At 57.7% G+C, this 17,475-nt stretch carries 12 protein-coding genes; 5 read left to right on the plus strand and 7 right to left on the minus strand.

Going from position 1 to position 17,475, the window contains the following annotated elements:
• Positions 1 to 180 precede the first annotated feature (180 nt).
• From ACR0AP_RS13310 to ACR0AP_RS13335, 6 genes are all read right to left on the minus strand, one after another.
• Positions 181 to 1,485: an NAD(P)/FAD-dependent oxidoreductase gene (locus ACR0AP_RS13310; RefSeq protein ID WP_480507105.1), complete on the minus strand. Its 1,305-nt coding sequence runs from the start codon at positions 1,483 to 1,485 to the stop codon at positions 181 to 183.
• On the minus strand, positions 1,482 to 2,156 hold the full coding sequence (locus ACR0AP_RS13315) for a TetR/AcrR family transcriptional regulator (RefSeq protein WP_209505343.1): 675 nt from the start codon (positions 2,154 to 2,156) through the stop codon (positions 1,482 to 1,484). Before ACR0AP_RS13315 ends, ACR0AP_RS13310 begins: the two co-directional genes overlap by 4 nt.
• Complete coding sequence (locus ACR0AP_RS13320; RefSeq protein WP_480507106.1) at positions 2,157 to 3,695, minus strand: trimethylamine methyltransferase family protein; 1,539 nt, start codon at positions 3,693 to 3,695, stop codon at positions 2,157 to 2,159.
• Between the two features lie 2 nt (positions 3,696 to 3,697).
• The gene (locus ACR0AP_RS13325) at positions 3,698 to 6,100 is read right to left on the minus strand and encodes a GcvT family protein (protein WP_480507107.1); all 2,403 of its coding nucleotides are present in this window, start codon (positions 6,098 to 6,100) and stop codon (positions 3,698 to 3,700) included.
• Positions 6,101 to 6,210: 110 nt separating this feature from the next.
• Positions 6,211 to 6,840 carry a glutathione S-transferase family protein gene (locus ACR0AP_RS13330; protein ID WP_480507108.1) on the minus strand — a complete coding sequence of 210 codons (630 nt, stop codon included), beginning with the start codon at positions 6,838 to 6,840 and terminating at the stop codon, positions 6,211 to 6,213.
• Positions 6,841 to 6,859: 19 nt separating this feature from the next.
• Positions 6,860 to 7,357: a class I SAM-dependent methyltransferase gene (locus ACR0AP_RS13335; protein WP_480507109.1), complete on the minus strand. Its 498-nt coding sequence runs from the start codon at positions 7,355 to 7,357 to the stop codon at positions 6,860 to 6,862.
• 233 nt (positions 7,358 to 7,590) lie between these two features.
• Between ACR0AP_RS13335 and ACR0AP_RS13340 the strand changes: the two genes are divergently transcribed.
• From ACR0AP_RS13340 to ACR0AP_RS13360, 5 genes are read left to right on the plus strand one after another with little or no spacing between them, the layout of a single operon-like run.
• A complete protein-coding gene (locus ACR0AP_RS13340) occupies positions 7,591 to 9,363 on the plus strand; it encodes an ABC transporter ATP-binding protein (RefSeq protein ID WP_480507110.1) in 1,773 nt (590 codons plus the stop codon).
• Positions 9,356 to 11,269, plus strand: a complete 1,914-nt coding sequence (locus ACR0AP_RS13345) for an ABC transporter substrate-binding protein (protein WP_480507111.1) — start codon at positions 9,356 to 9,358, stop codon at positions 11,267 to 11,269. The genes ACR0AP_RS13340 and ACR0AP_RS13345 overlap by 8 nt, the downstream gene beginning before the upstream one ends.
• A gap of 14 nt (positions 11,270 to 11,283) precedes the next feature.
• Positions 11,284 to 12,312 carry an ABC transporter permease gene (locus tag ACR0AP_RS13350; RefSeq protein WP_209505333.1) on the plus strand — a complete coding sequence of 343 codons (1,029 nt, stop codon included), beginning with the start codon at positions 11,284 to 11,286 and terminating at the stop codon, positions 12,310 to 12,312.
• Positions 12,309 to 13,463: an ABC transporter permease gene (locus ACR0AP_RS13355; protein WP_209598243.1), complete on the plus strand. Its 1,155-nt coding sequence runs from the start codon at positions 12,309 to 12,311 to the stop codon at positions 13,461 to 13,463. Before ACR0AP_RS13350 ends, ACR0AP_RS13355 begins: the two co-directional genes overlap by 4 nt.
• Complete coding sequence (locus ACR0AP_RS13360; protein ID WP_480507112.1) at positions 13,460 to 14,815, plus strand: CoA transferase; 1,356 nt, start codon at positions 13,460 to 13,462, stop codon at positions 14,813 to 14,815. The genes ACR0AP_RS13355 and ACR0AP_RS13360 overlap by 4 nt, the downstream gene beginning before the upstream one ends.
• A gap of 88 nt (positions 14,816 to 14,903) precedes the next feature.
• Here the strand turns inward: ACR0AP_RS13360 and ACR0AP_RS13365 are convergent, their stop codons facing one another.
• The gene (locus ACR0AP_RS13365; protein ID WP_480507113.1) at positions 14,904 to 17,285 is read right to left on the minus strand and encodes a mechanosensitive ion channel domain-containing protein; all 2,382 of its coding nucleotides are present in this window, start codon (positions 17,283 to 17,285) and stop codon (positions 14,904 to 14,906) included.
• Positions 17,286 to 17,475: the final 190 nt, after the last annotated feature.

Consider the following 17,475-nt stretch of genomic DNA (forward strand, 5'->3'; position numbering starts at 1 on the left):
CCCGCCAGAATATACCACCCGTTGCACCGATAAGATCGACCAGATCACACCCAGAACTTCTGAACAGCAGACAACCGACAGCGGCGCGCCCGGATGTCATGCGCCGAACATCGTGTCGGTCATAGCGCGAGGCAAGCTGTTAACCTGCCCCGCTCGACTTTGATCGATGCCAAAACCCGATTAGCCCAGAACCGAAAAACTGCTTTCCTCATTGATCGGGCGCTTTCGTGAGTAAAAGCCCACGTCGATGGTGCGTTTGATATAAGGCAGTTCGAATTGCAGCGGTTCCGCGTCGTGATCCGCTCCGCCTTCGCAATACGCGATCAGTGCCGCCATCATCTTCCCCGCAATCGGCGCATTCTTGTACTGGTTCCCGCTGGACCCACAGGCCATGTAAAACCCCGGCAGGCTGGATTTGTCATAGATCGGAATCCAGTCGGTTGAGGCATCGTAAAGGTCAACCACGCCTCGCGTTTTCGATGGGATGCCAAGGCTGGGTACACGCTGCGCATATCGCATAGCCTGTGTGGTCCATTGATCCGTGAACTCGCGGTTGTAGTTCACATCATCTTCGCACCACTGATGCGGATCACACTCCGGATCCTCTGATCCCACAAGGATGTGATTGCCGTGTTCCGGGCGGCAATAGCAGGCGATGTCACTGTCCGAAACTATGGTTCCGTCGTTTTCAAAATCGAACCCTTCCGGGGCGGGGACATGCACGACCTCTTGCCGCAGGGGGCGGGTCTTGATGGTCATGTCATCCAGAACGCCTGCCATCCCATTGATGATAGCCGAGCCCGGCCCGGCCACGTTCACGACAACCCTTGCGCGGATTTCTTCGCCTGAAGCAAGTTTTACACCGGAAACACGTCCATCCTCGGTCAGGATCTCGGTTACTTCGGCACTGGTGCGAACCTCGGCTCCGTGCTGTTTGGCAGCATCCATCAGGTTTTGCGCCGACAAGGCCGGGTCGGTGACGTACCCCGCCTGAGGCCAGTACACTCCACCCGACATCTTTCGCCCGTTGGACTGGCCGAATTCCGGGTCATCCATACGGCGTGCCGGGGCAAAGCTGTCCAGCGAATAAACCGGCAGGCGTTCAACCACTTTATCCCCCGACCATTCTTCGAACGGGCAATCCAGTTCTGATGAATTGCGCATGTGCTTTTCCAGCATCCCGTTCGCCTCGGTCTTCATAACCAGGCAGCCGGTTTCCCTGAACTGAGCCAGATTGGCCCCCTCTGGCAGTCCAAGATAGTCAGCCCAGTCGCGCCAGTAATGATAGCCTTCCCAGGCAAACGCCGTTCCATCGAAGGTGGAATAATGCATCCGGATGATCGCGCAGGACCCGGCGGTTGAACCGTGTCCAACCTGTGCGTTGCGATCCAGAGACAGGGTTTTCCAGCCCGCCTTGGACATTTCGAACGCGATGGCCGCGCCGATCACACCTGTGCCAATGATGATTGCGTCTGGTTGACTCATGTCGGGTCTCCTTTCCAGTAGCGCCGGGAATATGCGCTGAATTCTTCAACTTCTTCGGGTTTCGGTTCAACGCCCGTAAAGGCGTATAGGTAATGCGGCACCATCGAGATCCGCGTCTCGAAGGGTTCGTTCAATTGTGCCAGATCATATCCGATCTGCATGTAATACAGCACGCGCGCACGTGTTTCGGACTCGATCTCGGAATAGCCGTATCTGGCGAACATCGCGTGCAAAGCTTCAAGCCGCCGTGTGTCTGACTGGTCCAGCGCACGGCGTACTTTGCCCGATTTACGCGCCCAGTCGCGCACGGCAAAGTCCAATGCGGTGTCAAACAAATCCGTGTTGACCACACAACGATGCACGTTGCAGACCGCGCCCGTTATCGTTTCGGCTGGCGCTTCGGCCTGTTTTACAAGCGCAACCGTATTGGTCGCCTGCCACCGCGCCAGCAGTGCATCCAAAAGTTCCTGTCTGGACTTGAAATACCAGTAGAAGGATGAACGCGACACGGCCATCCGCTCGGCCAGGTTAAGAACCTTGATCTGGTCCACCCCGTCCGAAATCAGCACGTCCATCGCCACGTTAAGCCAGTCGTCGCGGGTGACTTTGATATTGCCGATCAGGGGCTCGGCTTCGGGATCGTCGCGGTGAAGGATAGGTTTGTTGTTCATTCAACTCTCCGGTGGCGCCCCACCCTCTGCGGTGCGGCGTGCGATAAAGTCCTGCAAGGCACCAAAACGATCATTGTCTATGGCGGGGGCCTTGAAATCGTTCAGGATACCCTGCCAAACCCCCGTTGCACGGTGGTTGGTATCCGTCGATCCACGCTCGGTCCATGTGCCGAAATTGGCGTAGTCATGGACATGCGGTTGATAGAACTCGGTGGTGTAGCGCTCCATCGTCTGGGGGCAGGCAAAGAAATGACCGCCGGGCGCGACCTCACTTAAAGCGTTATCAAAGCCGATCTCGGCAGGCCCCGCCTGCGCGCCTGCGCAAAGCTCGGCCACCATGTTCAGCACCTCGGCATCACAGACCAGCTTTTCGAAGGATACGGTCAATCCCCCTTCCAGCCAGCCCGCTGAATGAATGATCACAGTCGCGCCGGCCATCAGGCAACCCCAAAGGCCAAACTGGTTTTCATTCGCCGCCTGTACGTCGTTGCTGTTTGACGCCGACCCTGCCGCCGACCGCCAGGGCAGGCCAAGGTGACGCGCCAACTGGCCTGCGGCCAGTGACGCCTGAAAATGCGAGGGCGTCCCGAATGCAGGCGCGCCGGATTTCATGTCCACATTGCTGGTGAACGTGCCATAACAGACCGGAGCGCCCGGTCTGGCCAGCTGCGTCAAGGTCAGCGCGGCAAGCGCCTCGGCATGGGACAGGGTGATTGCCCCGGCCACGGTGATCGGCGCCATCGCACCCATCAGAGTGAACGGAGTGATGATCGACATCTGACCGTGGCGCGCAAAGTCGATCAGCCCTTGCGCCATGGGAATATCCAACGTGCGCGGGCTGTTTGTGTTGATGATCGTGTAACAATGCGCATTGCCCCGAAACTCATCATCCGACAGACCGCGCGCCGTGGACAGCATCTCAAAGCAATCCATGACCTGCGGCGTGCCGCGCGAGAAGAGGAACGGAAACTTGTCGGTCAGTTCCATCTGCGCTTGTGTCGTGAAGTAGTGGCGCAAATGCGTCGGTACATCCTGAGGTTCAACTTGAGGCGAGATCATCTGGAACACATCGAAATGATGGGTGAGCTTCAGAAACTCCAGATAATCCTGACTGGTCGCCGGGCGACGGCCACGCTCAAGATCGGTTGCGTTCGGCGCGCCTGCCCCCGGTTGAAAAACCAGCGAACCCAGTTCCAGAGTGAAATCCCGATGCCGCGAACCGGCGCGACAAGCGATAGATTTGGGGGCCGAGGCAACGGCAGCCTCAACCATCTCGCGCCCGATAAAGACCATTTCACTGCCTTCATCCACACGCGCGCCACCCTGCTTGAACAGCTTGCGCGCCTCGGGAAGCAGGGTCTTTACACCCAACTCCTCGAGCGTACGCAACGCTGTCTCGTGCATGTCCGCGATCCGGTCAGCCGGGAACACCTCCATCAAAGGGAAAGGGTTCCTGAGCTGGCGATAGTTCACATCGCGGCTGGGCTGCGGGGCAGCCGCGCCCCCTCGCCTTCGGCGTCGTCGGTCCGGAGCCGTCATGATCAGCCCCGCATCGCTTTGCCCTGAGGGTCGTAGGGCGACGGTGCAATTACCCGCGCCGGACATTCCACCCCTACGACATGGACAGACAGTTCCGTACCCGGGTCCACCTTGTCACGGTCAATCAAGGCCATCGCCAACGACTTGCCGATGTGGTGCCCATAACCGCCTGAGGTCACAAAACCAACGCGTTCGCCGCCGGCCCAGACCGGTTCATACCCGCTGGCGTCGGCGTCCAACGCATCGATTTCCAGTGTTACCTGTACCTGCGCCGGGCCATTGCCATCCCGTTCGGCCAAAGCGGCCTCCTTGCCGACGAAATCCTTGTCCCAGTCGATCCAGCGATCCATGCCGGTCATACCGGGTGTGTAAGCCTGCGTGAACTCTGCCGACCAGATGCCAAAGCTCTTCTCAAGCCGCGTTGACAGCATCGCATTGAAACCGCACTCGCGGATTCCCTCTTCTGCACCAGCTTCCAGCAAAATGCGGCGCAGTTTGATGTGATCGCCATAGCGGCAGTTGATTTCATACCCTTTTTCGCCGGTCACCGACATACGAGCCACGCGGGCACGGACGAGGCCGATATCGAAATCACCGCAGCCCATGAATTTCAGGCCCGAGATATCCTGTTCGGCCAGTTTCTCGACCACCACCTGCGATTTCGGTCCAACCACGGCGAACCCGCAATACTCCTCTCCCAAGTCACGGACGGTGACCCCTTCCATCATATGATCGTTGAACCATCGCATATGCCACGCGCGCAGGTAATAGCTGCCCATGATCCACCATGTCCCGTCGCCCCAGTTCAACACGGTCAGATCGCCTTTGAGCCGCCCGTCCTCGCCCAGCATCGGTGCCAGCTTGGCACGACCCGGGGCGGGTAGTTTCGACGCCATAACGTTATCCAGCCATGCTTCAGCATTTGGGCCGGAAACCTCAAAGCGGGAAAAGCCCGTGATATCCATCAGGCCCACGCCCTCGCGGATGGTTCTGCATTCAGCGGCCACGATGTCGTGCGCGTTCGAACGTTTGAGCGTTGGCGTTTCCTCAAACCCTTTGGGTGCGAAATACAGCGGCACCTCCAGATCCCAGCTGACACCCCATTTGCAACCGGCCTCGGTCATCGCGTCATGCGCCGGGGCCATCTTCAGCGGGCGACCCGCAGGTAGTTGCTCGTTCGGATAGGTCATCACGAAGCGGCGCGAATAGAACTGGCCAGTGGTTTCACGGATATACCGCTTGTTCTGTGCGAAATCACCATAGCGCGCCACATCCATCGGCCAGGCATCCGCTTCGGGCTCGCCATGGATCATCCATTCGGCCAGCGTTTTGCCAACACCCCCACCTTGCAGGAAGCCCGCCATCACAGCACAGGCCGTCCAATACCCCCGTTTGCCCGGAACCGGACCAACCAGCGGGTTACCATCCGGTGAGAACGTGAACGCACCATTGACCCATGTCTTGATGCCCACGTTCTGAATCGACGGATACCGCTCAAAGCCCAGCGTCAGTTCGTTCTCGATCCGGTCAAGCTGTTCCTGAAACAGTTCCTCGCCATAGTTCCATGGTGCACCATCCATCGCCCAGTGTTCGTGATCGACCTCGTAGATCCCCACCAGAACGCCCTTCTGGTCCTGCCGCATATAGGTGAATCCTTCGAGGTCCACAGTCATCGGCATCTCGAAATCCGCCTGCGCCACTTCGGGCACAGTGTCTGTGATCAGATAGTGGTGCTTCAACGGTGAGACTGGCAACTCTACCCCGGCCATACGCCCAACCTGCTTGGCCCAGAGCCCGGCCGCGTTGACCACATGTTCACAGGTGATCGTGCCCTTATCGGTCACAACCTGCCAACCATCATCTGTCTGGATCAGCTCTTCGACCTTGGTTTCCTCATAATATTCGGCACCACGTTTCCTGGCCGCAGTCGCATAAGCCTGAACAGTGCCTGTCGTATCGATATACCCTTCGCGATCCGCCCACATCGCGCCCAAAACTCCGTCGGTTGACATGATCGGGCAGCGTCTCTGTGCCTCTTGCGGTGTCAGCAACTCGCAGTCGTCAATACCGATGGACTGGAAGATCCGGTAATTGGCTTGCAACCATTCCCAGCGTTCAGGCGTACCGGCTAAAGTCAGGCCACCGGTCATATGCAATCCGATGTTCTGGCCCGATTCCTTTTCGATCTCACTCAGCAGGTCGATTGTGTAGGCCTGCAACGAGGCCATGTTCGGATCCGCGTTCAGGGCATGGATGCCGCCCGCTGCGTGCCATGACGATCCCGATGCCAGCCGCCGCCTCTCAAGCATGACCACATCGGACCAGCCGAATTTGGCCAGATGATACAGAACCGAGGCACCAACGACGCCCCCTCCAATGACCACTACGCGATATTGGGATTTCATCCCGACCTCCCTGAACAGAATCTGGGTAGACGCTAGTGGCACTGTTCAGTTCTGTCTAGACAATTCTGTACAGTACAGAATACGAGAACTCTACCTATTGCTTTGCAAACCTAAAGCTGCGCGCTTGGGCGGGCTTTCACGCTTTCAAACCAGACCTGCGTGTTCGTATTTCCGTCCGGTATCCGCATCTTTAAGACGCGCGCGAAATCGACAAAAACAAAAGTGGAAATATCTGCCAGAGTGAATACATCGCCCGCAACATACGCGCTTTGCTTCAGCCGCGCCTCCAGCAGTTCAAAAAACGACGCAACCCGCTCGCGCCCACGTTGCGCCAGCTCAGGGATCTGCGCATGATTAACCGTGCCGGGAATAGCACGGTCTTTGAATGCCGGATGGCTGTTGCGCAAAGCCTCAGCGATGGGCGCACCGCCCTGCTGCTCGGCAATTGCGTTCCACATCAGGACCAACCCTTTTTCATCAGCGGTCCGGCCCATCAAGGGCGGTTCGGGGAAACGCGCTTCAAGATACGCGGCGATGCCAAGATTTTCGGTCAGGACTGCGCCTTCATCCGTTACCAGAACCGGGATTGTGGCCCGGGGGTTCACCGCACGAAACTCCGCGCTCAACTGCGCGCCCTCAGCAATCGAGATTTCGTGCGTTTCGATGTTCAACCCTTTTTCCGCGATGAACATGCGGGCACGGCGCGGGTTTGGGGCCGTAGAGCAATCGTAGAATATCATGCGGGCCCCTTCACTCTGGTCAGCGCCGATAGATGAAACAGCGCCCTTCGACGGCACCCTCGGGCAACGGCATTTCCTCCAGCCGCTCGAAATACATCCGGTCGCTTGATACCATTAGTCCACCCGGTGTCAGCAAGGGCTCGATCAACGGGGAAACAAGCCGCGCAAAGATGTCGTTCTTTTCGCGATTATGCCCCCCAAGATCTGCATGGATCAGACTTGCTGTCGGTCCAAACCTGTCGACCGCCGCTGGCAGCGTCTCGCGCACATCTCCCAAGATCACCCGATCTTCGGGCGGGGTTGAATCGGGGTGCGAAGCCACCGCGCGTTCGAACACAAAGACAGGGCGTCCATCGATATGCTGCACAAGATGATGATAGGTGCGCCCATTGCCCAGGCCCAGTTCAAACACCGGGCCAGCCATGCCTGCCGTTTGCGCAATCGCGTGATCCAGGCAGGCGCGCTGTGACACCATACGATCGATAAACAAGTCCAGACGGCTTTGATTCTTGGACACCGGCAAATATCTCCTTGATACCAATCGAAAGCATAGATGCCCCCGACACCGCCTTAGATGACAAATTCTCAAGACTTTGTGTAGCGACGAAGCCCAAAGTTTCACATTTTCGCGACATTTCAGCCCAAGAACGGGTTTGACTAGACATGCGGAACCGCGCGACACTGACGAAAAAATCACGGGGAGTTGAAACGACCGATGTCACCAAGCGGCCAAACGGTTGGAAAGCCTGCATGAGCGCGTTGTTGTGCGTCAGAGACCTCAGCATCGGCTTTGGTGCGGGCAGTTCCGTGGTCACGGATGTGAATTTCGATGTCAAACCAGGGGAAACCTTGGCGCTGGTCGGTGAATCGGGATCGGGTAAAACCATCACGTGCCGGGCCGTCTTGCGGATTCTGCCGCGAACGGCCCAGATACGCAGCGGCACGATAACTCTGAATGATTCCAAGGGCACATGTAACCTGACAGCGGTCACCGAGCGGGAAATGCGCGGCATCCGTGGCAATCGCGTTTCGATGATCTTTCAGGAGCCTATGCGATCACTGTCACCTCTGCACAAGATTGGGAATCAGGTCAGTGAAGTCCTGTGGCTGCATCGCGGGCTATCTGAGTCTGAGGCGCGCAAAAAGGTCCTGACGCAGTTCGAGCGCGTGGGCTTTCCAGATCCACAGCGTGCCTATGACTCCTACCCATTCGAACTGTCGGGCGGAATGCGCCAACGCGCCATGATTGCGATGGCCATGGTATCCAAACCCGAGTTGCTGATCGCGGACGAGCCCACCACCGCGCTGGATGTGACCACGCAAGCGCAGGTTTTGGGGCTGATCAAGGAATTGCAGCGCGAGACCGGCATGGCGCTTATTCTGGTGACCCATGATCTGGGCGTGGTTGCCAACATGGCAGAACAGGTTGTAGTCATGCACAAGGGCCGCATCATGGAGGCTGGCCCGGCCGCACCAATCCTGACCTCCCCCGCGCATCCATATACCAAACAACTGTTTGATGCGGCGCCGGAAATTCCAGATCAGGATTCTGTGGGTATACCGATGCCGGACGACGATCTGATCCTTCAGATGAAGGGCGTCTCAAAAACCTACACGATGCGGTCCAGCAAAGGGTGGCAGGCCGACAAGGAAATCTATGCGTGCAAAGGGGTCGATCTGAATTTGGCACGCGGCAAGACGCTGGCCATTGTCGGTGAAAGCGGATCAGGTAAAACAACAGCCGCGCGGATTGCATTGGGTGCAGAACTGCCCGATCCCGGCGGAGAAGTCCTGTTTCGCACCGCGCCGAATACCGATCCCATCACGGTGCACAACATGACCCGCGCCCAGCGCACCGCGTTTCAGCGCAATGCGCAGATGGTGTTTCAGGATCCCTACAGCTCGCTCAGCCCGCGGATGCGCATTCAGGACGCGATGACCGAGCCGTTGGAAATTCACCGTATCGGAACTACGGCCGAGCAGCGCGACAAAGCCGCCGAGATGTTGCAGCGCGTCGGCCTGACAGCCGACATGCTGAAACGCTATCCACACGCCTTTTCAGGGGGTCAGCGGCAACGTCTGTCGGTGGCCCGCGCCATGATGCTCGACCCGCAGCTCATCGTGTGTGACGAACCCACCTCGGCGCTGGATGTATCGGTGCAAGAGCAGATTCTGACGCTGTTGGAAAAATTGCAGGAAAGCCTGAACCTGTCCTATCTGTTCATCTCGCACGATCTGGCTGTCGTCGCGCGGATCGCCGACGAAGTTGCCGTGATGCGTCGAGGCCTGATCGTCGAGCAAGCACCACCCGAAACTCTTTTCTACAATCCGCGCCACCCCTACACCAAAGCGCTGATTGCCGCTCAACCCGAACCCGACATCAATCGCCCGATCGACCTGAAAGTGGTTTCCTTGGGCGCCGGCGCGCCGGACAGTTGGGATGAAGCCTTTCGTTTCTCGGACACCGTGATACCCTCATTGGTGGAATTGGAACCGGGCCATAAGGTACGTTGCCATGTTTAAGACCACTCGCCCCCTGATCCTGGCCGCTTCGCTGGCGCTCATCGGGATGCTGCCCGCCACGGCAGAGACAATCCCCACACCTCAGGAAAGCGCGTTCTGGAACTCGGAAGTAGAAGCGGGCAATCTGCCGCCCGTTCAAGAGCGCCTGCCCAAGGACCCGCTGGTAGTCGATCTGGAAGCAAAGGGCCGCGAGTTCGGCAAACAGGGCGGCACCCTGCGCACCATGATCACGCGGTCCAAAGATATCCGCCAGATGGTTGTCTATGGCTATGCCCGGCTGGTCGGTTTTGACCAGAACTATGAGATTATCCCCGATTTGCTGGCGTCGTTTGAAAACGAAGACGGCCGCAAGTTCACCCTGAAACTGCGCGAAGGGCACAAATGGTCAGACGGTTCTCCGTTTACGTCGGAAGATTTCCGCTATTGGTGGGAAGACGTTGCCAACAACAAATTGCTCAGCCCGTCAGGCCCGCCGGATTTTCTGATTGTCGAAGGCAAATCACCCACCGTTACCTTCCCGGATGAAACCACGGTGATTTTCGAATGGGAGGACCCTAACCCGGGTTTTCTACAATCGCTGGCTCAGGCACGACCGCCCTTTATCTATCGCCCAGCAGCTTTCCTGAAACGATATCACGAGAAATATGCCGACCCCGAGGAACTTGCCTTTCTGGTCGACGATGCCCGAGTCAAAAGCTGGGCCGCGCTGCACAACAAGCTCGACAACCTGTACAAGTTCGACAATCACGAATTGCCCACGTTGCAACCCTGGCTGAATGCAAGTTCCGGCAAGAAAATCCGCCACAATTTCGTACGTAACCCCTATTACCACCGCATCGACAGCAAAGGGGTTCAACTTCCCTATATCGATGTGGTCGAGATGGAGATCGTTGCCCCCGGTCTGGTCGCTGCCAAAACCAATGCAGGGGAAAGCGACCTGCAAGGCCGGGGTCTGGATTTCCGCGACGCTTCGATCCTGAAAAAAGGCGAGGCGAAAGGCGGCTACAAGACATTGCTATGGAAAACCGGCGTTGCGTCGCAAATCGCGATTTATCCGAACCTCAATTTCGAGGATGACGTCTGGCGCGATGTGTTGCGTGACGTCCGTGTGCGGCGCGCCCTGTCCCTTGCCATCGACCGCGAGACAATCAACCAGGCTTTGTATTTCAAGCTTGCGCATCCCGGCGCAATGTCGGTTCTGCCTGCCTCGCCCTTTTATGATGAGAAGAATGCCACCGCATGGGCCGGTTACGATGTCGGCCAGGCCAATGCGTTGTTGGATGAGGTCGGCCTGACCCAGCGCGACAAGAACGGTATTCGCCTGCTACCGGACGGGCGCCCTCTGGAGCTGGTGATCGAAACCGCTGGCGAGCGGCAAGAGGTTGAAAACGCCCTTCAGATCGTTACTGACACCTGGCGCGAGATCGGGGTCAAGCTGGTCATGCGCCCATTGGATCGCGATATCCTGCGCAACCGGGTGTTTGCCGGCAACTCGATGGCATCGGTCTGGTATGGATGGGATGACGGTATCCCGCAGGCGCACACGTCCCCGGCGTACCTGGCACCAACCGATCAGGTCTTCTTGGCCTGGCCAAAATGGGGCCAGTTTTATCAGACAGGTGGTGAAGCCGGGGAAGCCCCCGACATGCCCGAGGCAGAACGCCTGATGCAACTGGCCCATGATTGGGAGGTAGCAACTACCGATGACGAACGCAAAGAAGTCTGGACTGAGATGCTGAGAATCCACGCCGACCAGCTTTTTGCGATCGGTATCCTGAACGGAGCACCCCAACCGATTGTCGTGTCGAACCGTCTGCGCAACGTGCCGGAACAGGCCATGTGGGCATGGGAGCCCGGTGCGCATTTCGGCGTTCACCGCCCGGACGAGTTCTTTTTCGCCGACTAAGCAGGAGCAGCTAAATGGTCATGCTGCGCTATGCGGTGTATCGCTTTTTTACGATGCTGCTGACATTGTTGGTGGTCTCGGTTCTGATTTTCATAATCATCAACCTGCCGCCCGGTGATTACCTGAGCAACCAGATTGCCGAGCTTCAGGCCTCGGGCCAGTCAGCGGGCGTCGCCAAGGCCGAGTTTCTGCGCGCCGAGTACGCTCTGGATCGCCCTATGTGGGAACAGTACCTGATCTGGATTGGCTTCTGGCCGGGACCGCACGGATTTTCAGGTCTGATCCAAGGCAATTACGGTTGGTCCTTTGAGTTCGACCGGCCTGTATCGGAGATCGTGGGCGACACGCTTTGGTTGACGGTTGTCGTCAACCTGGCCGCGATCCTGTTTGTATATGCCGTCGCCCTTCCCTTAGGTGTTATTGCTGCGGCGCGATCACGGACATGGATTGATTATACCTCGGCCTTTGTGGGTTATCTGGGGCTGGCGACCCCCAACTTTTTGCTGGCCCTGATCCTGTTCTACTACGGGCATCGGTATTTCAACCTGCCTATCGGCGGCCTGATGGACCCGCAATTCGAAGGTCAGCCGCTGAGTTGGGACAAGATAAAATCCATTCTCATCCACCTGATCGTTCCGACTTTTGTTATCGGAACCTCGGGCGCATCGGCGATGATGCAGCGCCTGCGGGCAAATATGCTCGATGAACTGGGGAAGCCCTATGTGGAAACGGCCATTGCCAAAGGTATGGCCCCATCGCGGATGCTGACGAAATATCCGTTGCGCGTGGCATTCAACCCGTTCGTTGCGGATATCGGTAACCTTCTGCCGTCAATGGTATCAGGATCGGTCCTGGTGTCAGTTGTTCTGGGCTTGCAAACCATCGGGCCGACTTTGCTGACAGCACTGAAAACGCAAGACCAATTCCTGTCCGCGTTTATCCTGATGTTTGTCGCGCTATTGACGCTTATCGGCACGATGATCTCGGATATTCTGCTGGTCATGCTGGATCCCCGCATACGGTATGAGGGGCGCGAAGCATGACCGATACTCCTGACAACCGCTACGTCGATGACGCGCCCTTTGATCCGCAGGCGTCGATACAGCAACTGGAACGCGCCGATCTGGATGCCCCCAACTGGGTGTTGGTCTGGCGCAAGTTCCGCACGCATAAGCTGGGCCTGATCTCAGGCATTTTCCTGCTTATGTGCTACCTGATGCTGCCCTTTGCAGGTTTCATCGCGCCTTATGGCCCGAATGACCGGAACGGAGAGCATCTGTATGCGCCACCGCAATCGGTGAACTGGTTTTACGACGGCGCTTTTATCGGCCCCCATGTTTTTCCAATCGTCGCCGAGGCGGATCTGGAAACCTTCCAATGGAAGTTCGTCCCAGACACTGACGACCCGCGCCCGATCCGGTTCTTTTGTGAAGGGTCCGAATATCGACTTGCGGGTCTTATCAAGACAGACAGGCATCTTTTCTGCGCGCCGGATGGTGCCACCTTGTTCCTTTGGGGGTCCGACAGGCTGGGTCGCGATATCTTCAGCCGCATCCTCTATGGGGCGCAGCTGTCGCTGACCGTGGGGCTGATCGGTATTTCGGTATCATTCTTTCTGGGTATCCTGTTCGGTTCGATGGCCGGCTATTTCGGTGGCCGCATCGACTGGGTCATCAACCGGGTCATCGAAATTCTGCGTTCGCTGCCGGAATTGCCGCTGTGGCTGGCACTGTCTGCCGCCGTGCCATCGAACTGGAGCCCGGTTGCCGTATTCTTCATCATTTCGATCATCCTCGGCATCCTCGACTGGCCAGGACTGGCGCGTTCAGTTCGTGCAAAGTTCCTGTCACTACGCGAGGAAGAATACGTTCGTGCGGCAGAAATGATGGGTGCAAGCTCGGGCCGGGTGATCCGTAAGCACTTGTTGCCGAATTTCATGTCTCATTTGATTGCATCAGCCACCCTGTCGATCCCGGCAATGATACTTGGGGAAACGGCGCTTAGCTTTCTTGGCCTGGGCCTTCGTGCACCAGCGGTCAGTTGGGGTGTGATGCTGAATGACGCGCAAAACCTCGCATCGATTGAGATCTACCCCTGGACGGCAATCCCGATGCTTCCGATCATCGTGATCGTACTGGCTTTCAACTTTCTGGGTGACGGGTTGCGCGACAGCCTTGACCCTTATCAGCAATGAGCCTTCTTGCCACCCTTCCCGCCGTCGACCGATATCGCAAGGTCGGCACAGGCGCTCTGCCAAGTGCTTTTGCCGTCTCCGAACTGGCGACAGCCAGCTTTGCAGCCGTTGGGCAAGAGATGGCCCGCTTTATGCAGGCGCTGAACCTGACCCAGAAAGCACCCGAGATCGCCATCGACCACCGGCTGGCATCGTTGTGGTTCGGCTATTCCTTCAAGCCCGATGGCTGGGAAATGCCAAACCTTTGGGATGCGGTCGCGGGGGACTACAGGGCCTCAGATGGCTGGATTAGGCTGCACACCAACCTTCCGCGCCATCGCGCAGCAGCGATGAAGGTTCTCGGCACCCCGCCAGAGCGTGAAGCTGTGGCAAAAACCGTCAGAACCCGGGCCATATCCGATTTGGAAACCGATATTGTGGCCGAAGGCGGCGTGGCCGCTGCCATGCGCAGCCGGACCGAGTGGCTTGAACATCCGCAGGGCCGCGCTGTATCGCGCGACCCGTTGATTGGCTGGCAAGGCCCCCGGTACGTCAAGCTGCGCGAGAGACCGCAGGCAACTCCTGCAAGACCTCTTGCCGGGCTGCGGGTTCTTGACCTTACACGCGTTCTGGCAGGTCCGGTATCCACCCGCACATTGGCCGGTTTCGGGGCCGAGGTTCTGCGGATCGATCCGCCCGGTTGGGACGAACCCGGTGTGATCCCCGACATTTCACTTGGAAAACACTGCGCCTATCTCGATCTGAAATCGACCAATGGCATGGAACGGCTGCAAGAACTTCTGCCCCAAGCGGATGTGTTCGTACACGGGTACCGGCCCGGCGCTTTGGATGCGCTTGGCCTGACGCGCGCCAAGCGCGATGAACTGGCTCCGAACAGGGTCGAGGTGACGCTGAATGCCTATGGCTGGCAAGGCCCCTGGTCGACCCGGCGCGGGTTTGACAGCCTTGTCCAGATGAGCGCAGGAATTGCGCATGCGGGCATGGGATGGGCTGACGCAGACAAACCGACGCCGTTGCCGGTTCAGGCTTTGGACCACGCGACCGGCTATCTGATGGCCGCCGCCGTCCTTTCCGCATTGGCCGAAGCCGCGTCGGGCAATTCCATCATGCATGCGCATCTGTCCCTTGCCCGCACCGCCGAGCTATTGGCGGTTCTCGGCAAAGACAACGTCGAGGCAGAGACCATTACTCCGACGCCCACGGATTACTCCCCTGCGACAGAAGCTTCGGGCTGGGGACCGGGGCACCGCCTGAGACCAGCCCTCAGTCTCGGTGACGCTGTGCTGCAATGGGATTTGCCCGCTTCGAAACTGGGCACATCCGAACCGGTCTGGCCCTTCACTTCCAACTGACCCAACCGCCGCGCGAAACGCGCGGTCGGACCTCACGCTGTCGGTGGCACCTCATCCGAGGCGCAATTCAGAGCGGCGGAAGGCCTTGCTAACGGTCGTCGCCGCCCGGTCCGATATCGTCCAGATAATCCTCGTCAATCGCAGTCTGAACAGCCCCCGCTACGGCTTCACGCTGTTTTGGTGTCAGGTCTTCCGCCTCTTTCCCATCTGCTAATCTTACAGTGACTTCGCGATGTGCAAACTTGATCCCTTCGCGCGCGAACAACTCGCGTATGTCCTGATAGACCTTTTTGCGAACCAGCCACTGATCGCCCGGTTTCGTCATGAACTTGACCCGGATGATCATCGCCGAATCTTGCATCTCGATCACGCCCTGCGACTTCAGCGGCTGGATGAAATTGTCTCCGATTACAGGATCGGTCAACAACTCCTGTCCCAGTTTCTTGATCAGTTTGCGGACCTTCTCGACATCGGTGTCATAGGTCACGCGCAGCGGCAGCTTCATGATTACCCAATCGCGCGAGTAGTTGGTCAGCACTTTGATCTCGCCAAAGGGAATGGTGTTCAGCGCACCCAGATGGTGGCGCAGTTGCATGGACCTGACCGAGATTTTCTCGACCGTGCCTTTCACATCCCCAATGTCGATGTATTCTCCTTTCCGGAACGCATCATCCAACAAGAAGAATGCGCCGGAAAAAATGTCGCGCACCAGCGTTTGCGACCCGAATCCCACGGCCAGACCAACCACACCGGCACCCGCAAACAGCGGGCTGACATTGATACCCAGTTCCATCAGGACTATCAGAACGATTGTAACCACTACAACGGCCAGAATTGCGCCCCGGAAAAGCGGCAACAACGTTGCCAGACGGCTTTGCCCGCCTTCGCCACCTTCGTCGCCCAGTTCAACCTCGGTGCCATCGTCGGATTCTTCAGCGATTTTGCTGTCGATCCAAATCCGAAAGAAGTGAAACAGGATGTACCCGATGAACAGGACAACCATCACATCCAGCGCACGTTCAACCGGCAGATCCTCGCTCCAGTCTGCGTTCGGATACCATATCACGACAAGCGCATAAGCCCCGAGCACGAAAGCCAGAATTCCGGCTACCCGGCGGGCCAGGTCTTCATAAGTCAGAAGATGCTGCTTCGGTTGTTCGGGCTCGGGTATATCCGTCGTCCCGACGCCTTCTTCCGCTGCGGCGGCTTCCCCGTTTATTTCGCTAATCATGCGCGAGCGGTCAAAATACCGCTCCAGCAGATAGTTCATTGCACCATAGGCCACGACCACGGACATGAAGATCAGATAGCTGCTTGCAATCAGCGGCAGCGGCGTCGGATGCTCCAGCGCCAGATCAACAGCCAGACGGAACCAGCTGAACACGACATAGATGATCAACGCCGGTGCCCAGCCGAAAGACACAAACCGCAACAGCCATGACACCTGTTCGGATGCCCGCCCACCCCGGATCGCGTTCGAGATTGCACGGGCGTTGAACAGGATCATCAGTATGTTGCCCAGCGCGCCCAGCATTGTCAGACCGCCATACACCATGGCGTAGACGTTGTAGTTCAGTCCAAAATCCGCGACCCAGGTAGAAAACAGAACGACCGAAATGTCATAGGTCGCCAGCACGGACGCCCAAATATACAGCCTGCGCGCATTCTTGTCCGAAAAGGGCGGTAATCGATATTGGCTCAGATAAGGTGACAGGACCATGCGCCAGAGGTCCGACACCGTGCGCGACAGGAAAAAGGCCGTAAAGATTGCCGTGATCGTGAACTGGACCGAGATATCCTCGGCCTCGCCAAAGATCAGATACCCGACGATCAAAGCCATGATCATGGCAAAGACCGTGGCTCCAATCCCCATCAGGAACCGGAACAGCAGGAACGGCATCTTTTCCCGATACCCCTGTGGTTCGTCCTTGATCCGCGCCACCACCCAGCGGCGCGCGAACCGCTTCCCGTATATCTCGATCGACAGCCACCGCCCAAGTAACAGGAACAGGATGTTCCAACCCAACACCTCGACATAGGTCTGAATTCGGCCATCCGGGCTGGTCTGGCGCAGGATGTATTGTACTTCAAAAATAGAATAGGGCAGCGCCTCGAGCCTCGATTGCATCGACTCACGGAACTTCGAGAACCGCTCTTGCGCCTTCATCAGTTGCGAACCGTCACCCATCGGGTTGCTCGAATCGCTGTCTGCGCCCCCCGAACCTGCATCCTTTCCGCCTGCCGTTGTCACAACCTGACCGGCACTGTCGATGACAATGACACTTGCGCCCGCATTGCTGGCCGCGCGGATTGCAGCGGCCAGATCACTTTCCTTGTCGGCCTCGGACGAACTGCCCGACCCTGAAGGATATCCGGGAATCAAGGATGACTGCGCCAATGCACCAGTGGAAATGCTCAGGAAAATGGCCCAAAACGCCAAAAAAAATGCGGCCAGAAAGTTATTTCGCATTGGGTCGTGCATCCAGTTTTTGCCGATATTGGTCAGATTACAGAAGCGTTTCAAGCAGTTCAAATACTCGCATCGAACCGTCTCAATATCGTGTTTGGACGTGTTCTTGGCGCACTCTGATGAGCGCAGGTGTTTTCAATCTTTCAATAATTGAATATGACCAAGCAAAGGTTTCTGGTCGGCCTCGATT

It is taken from the genome of Ruegeria sp. AF7, from assembly GCF_056541885.1.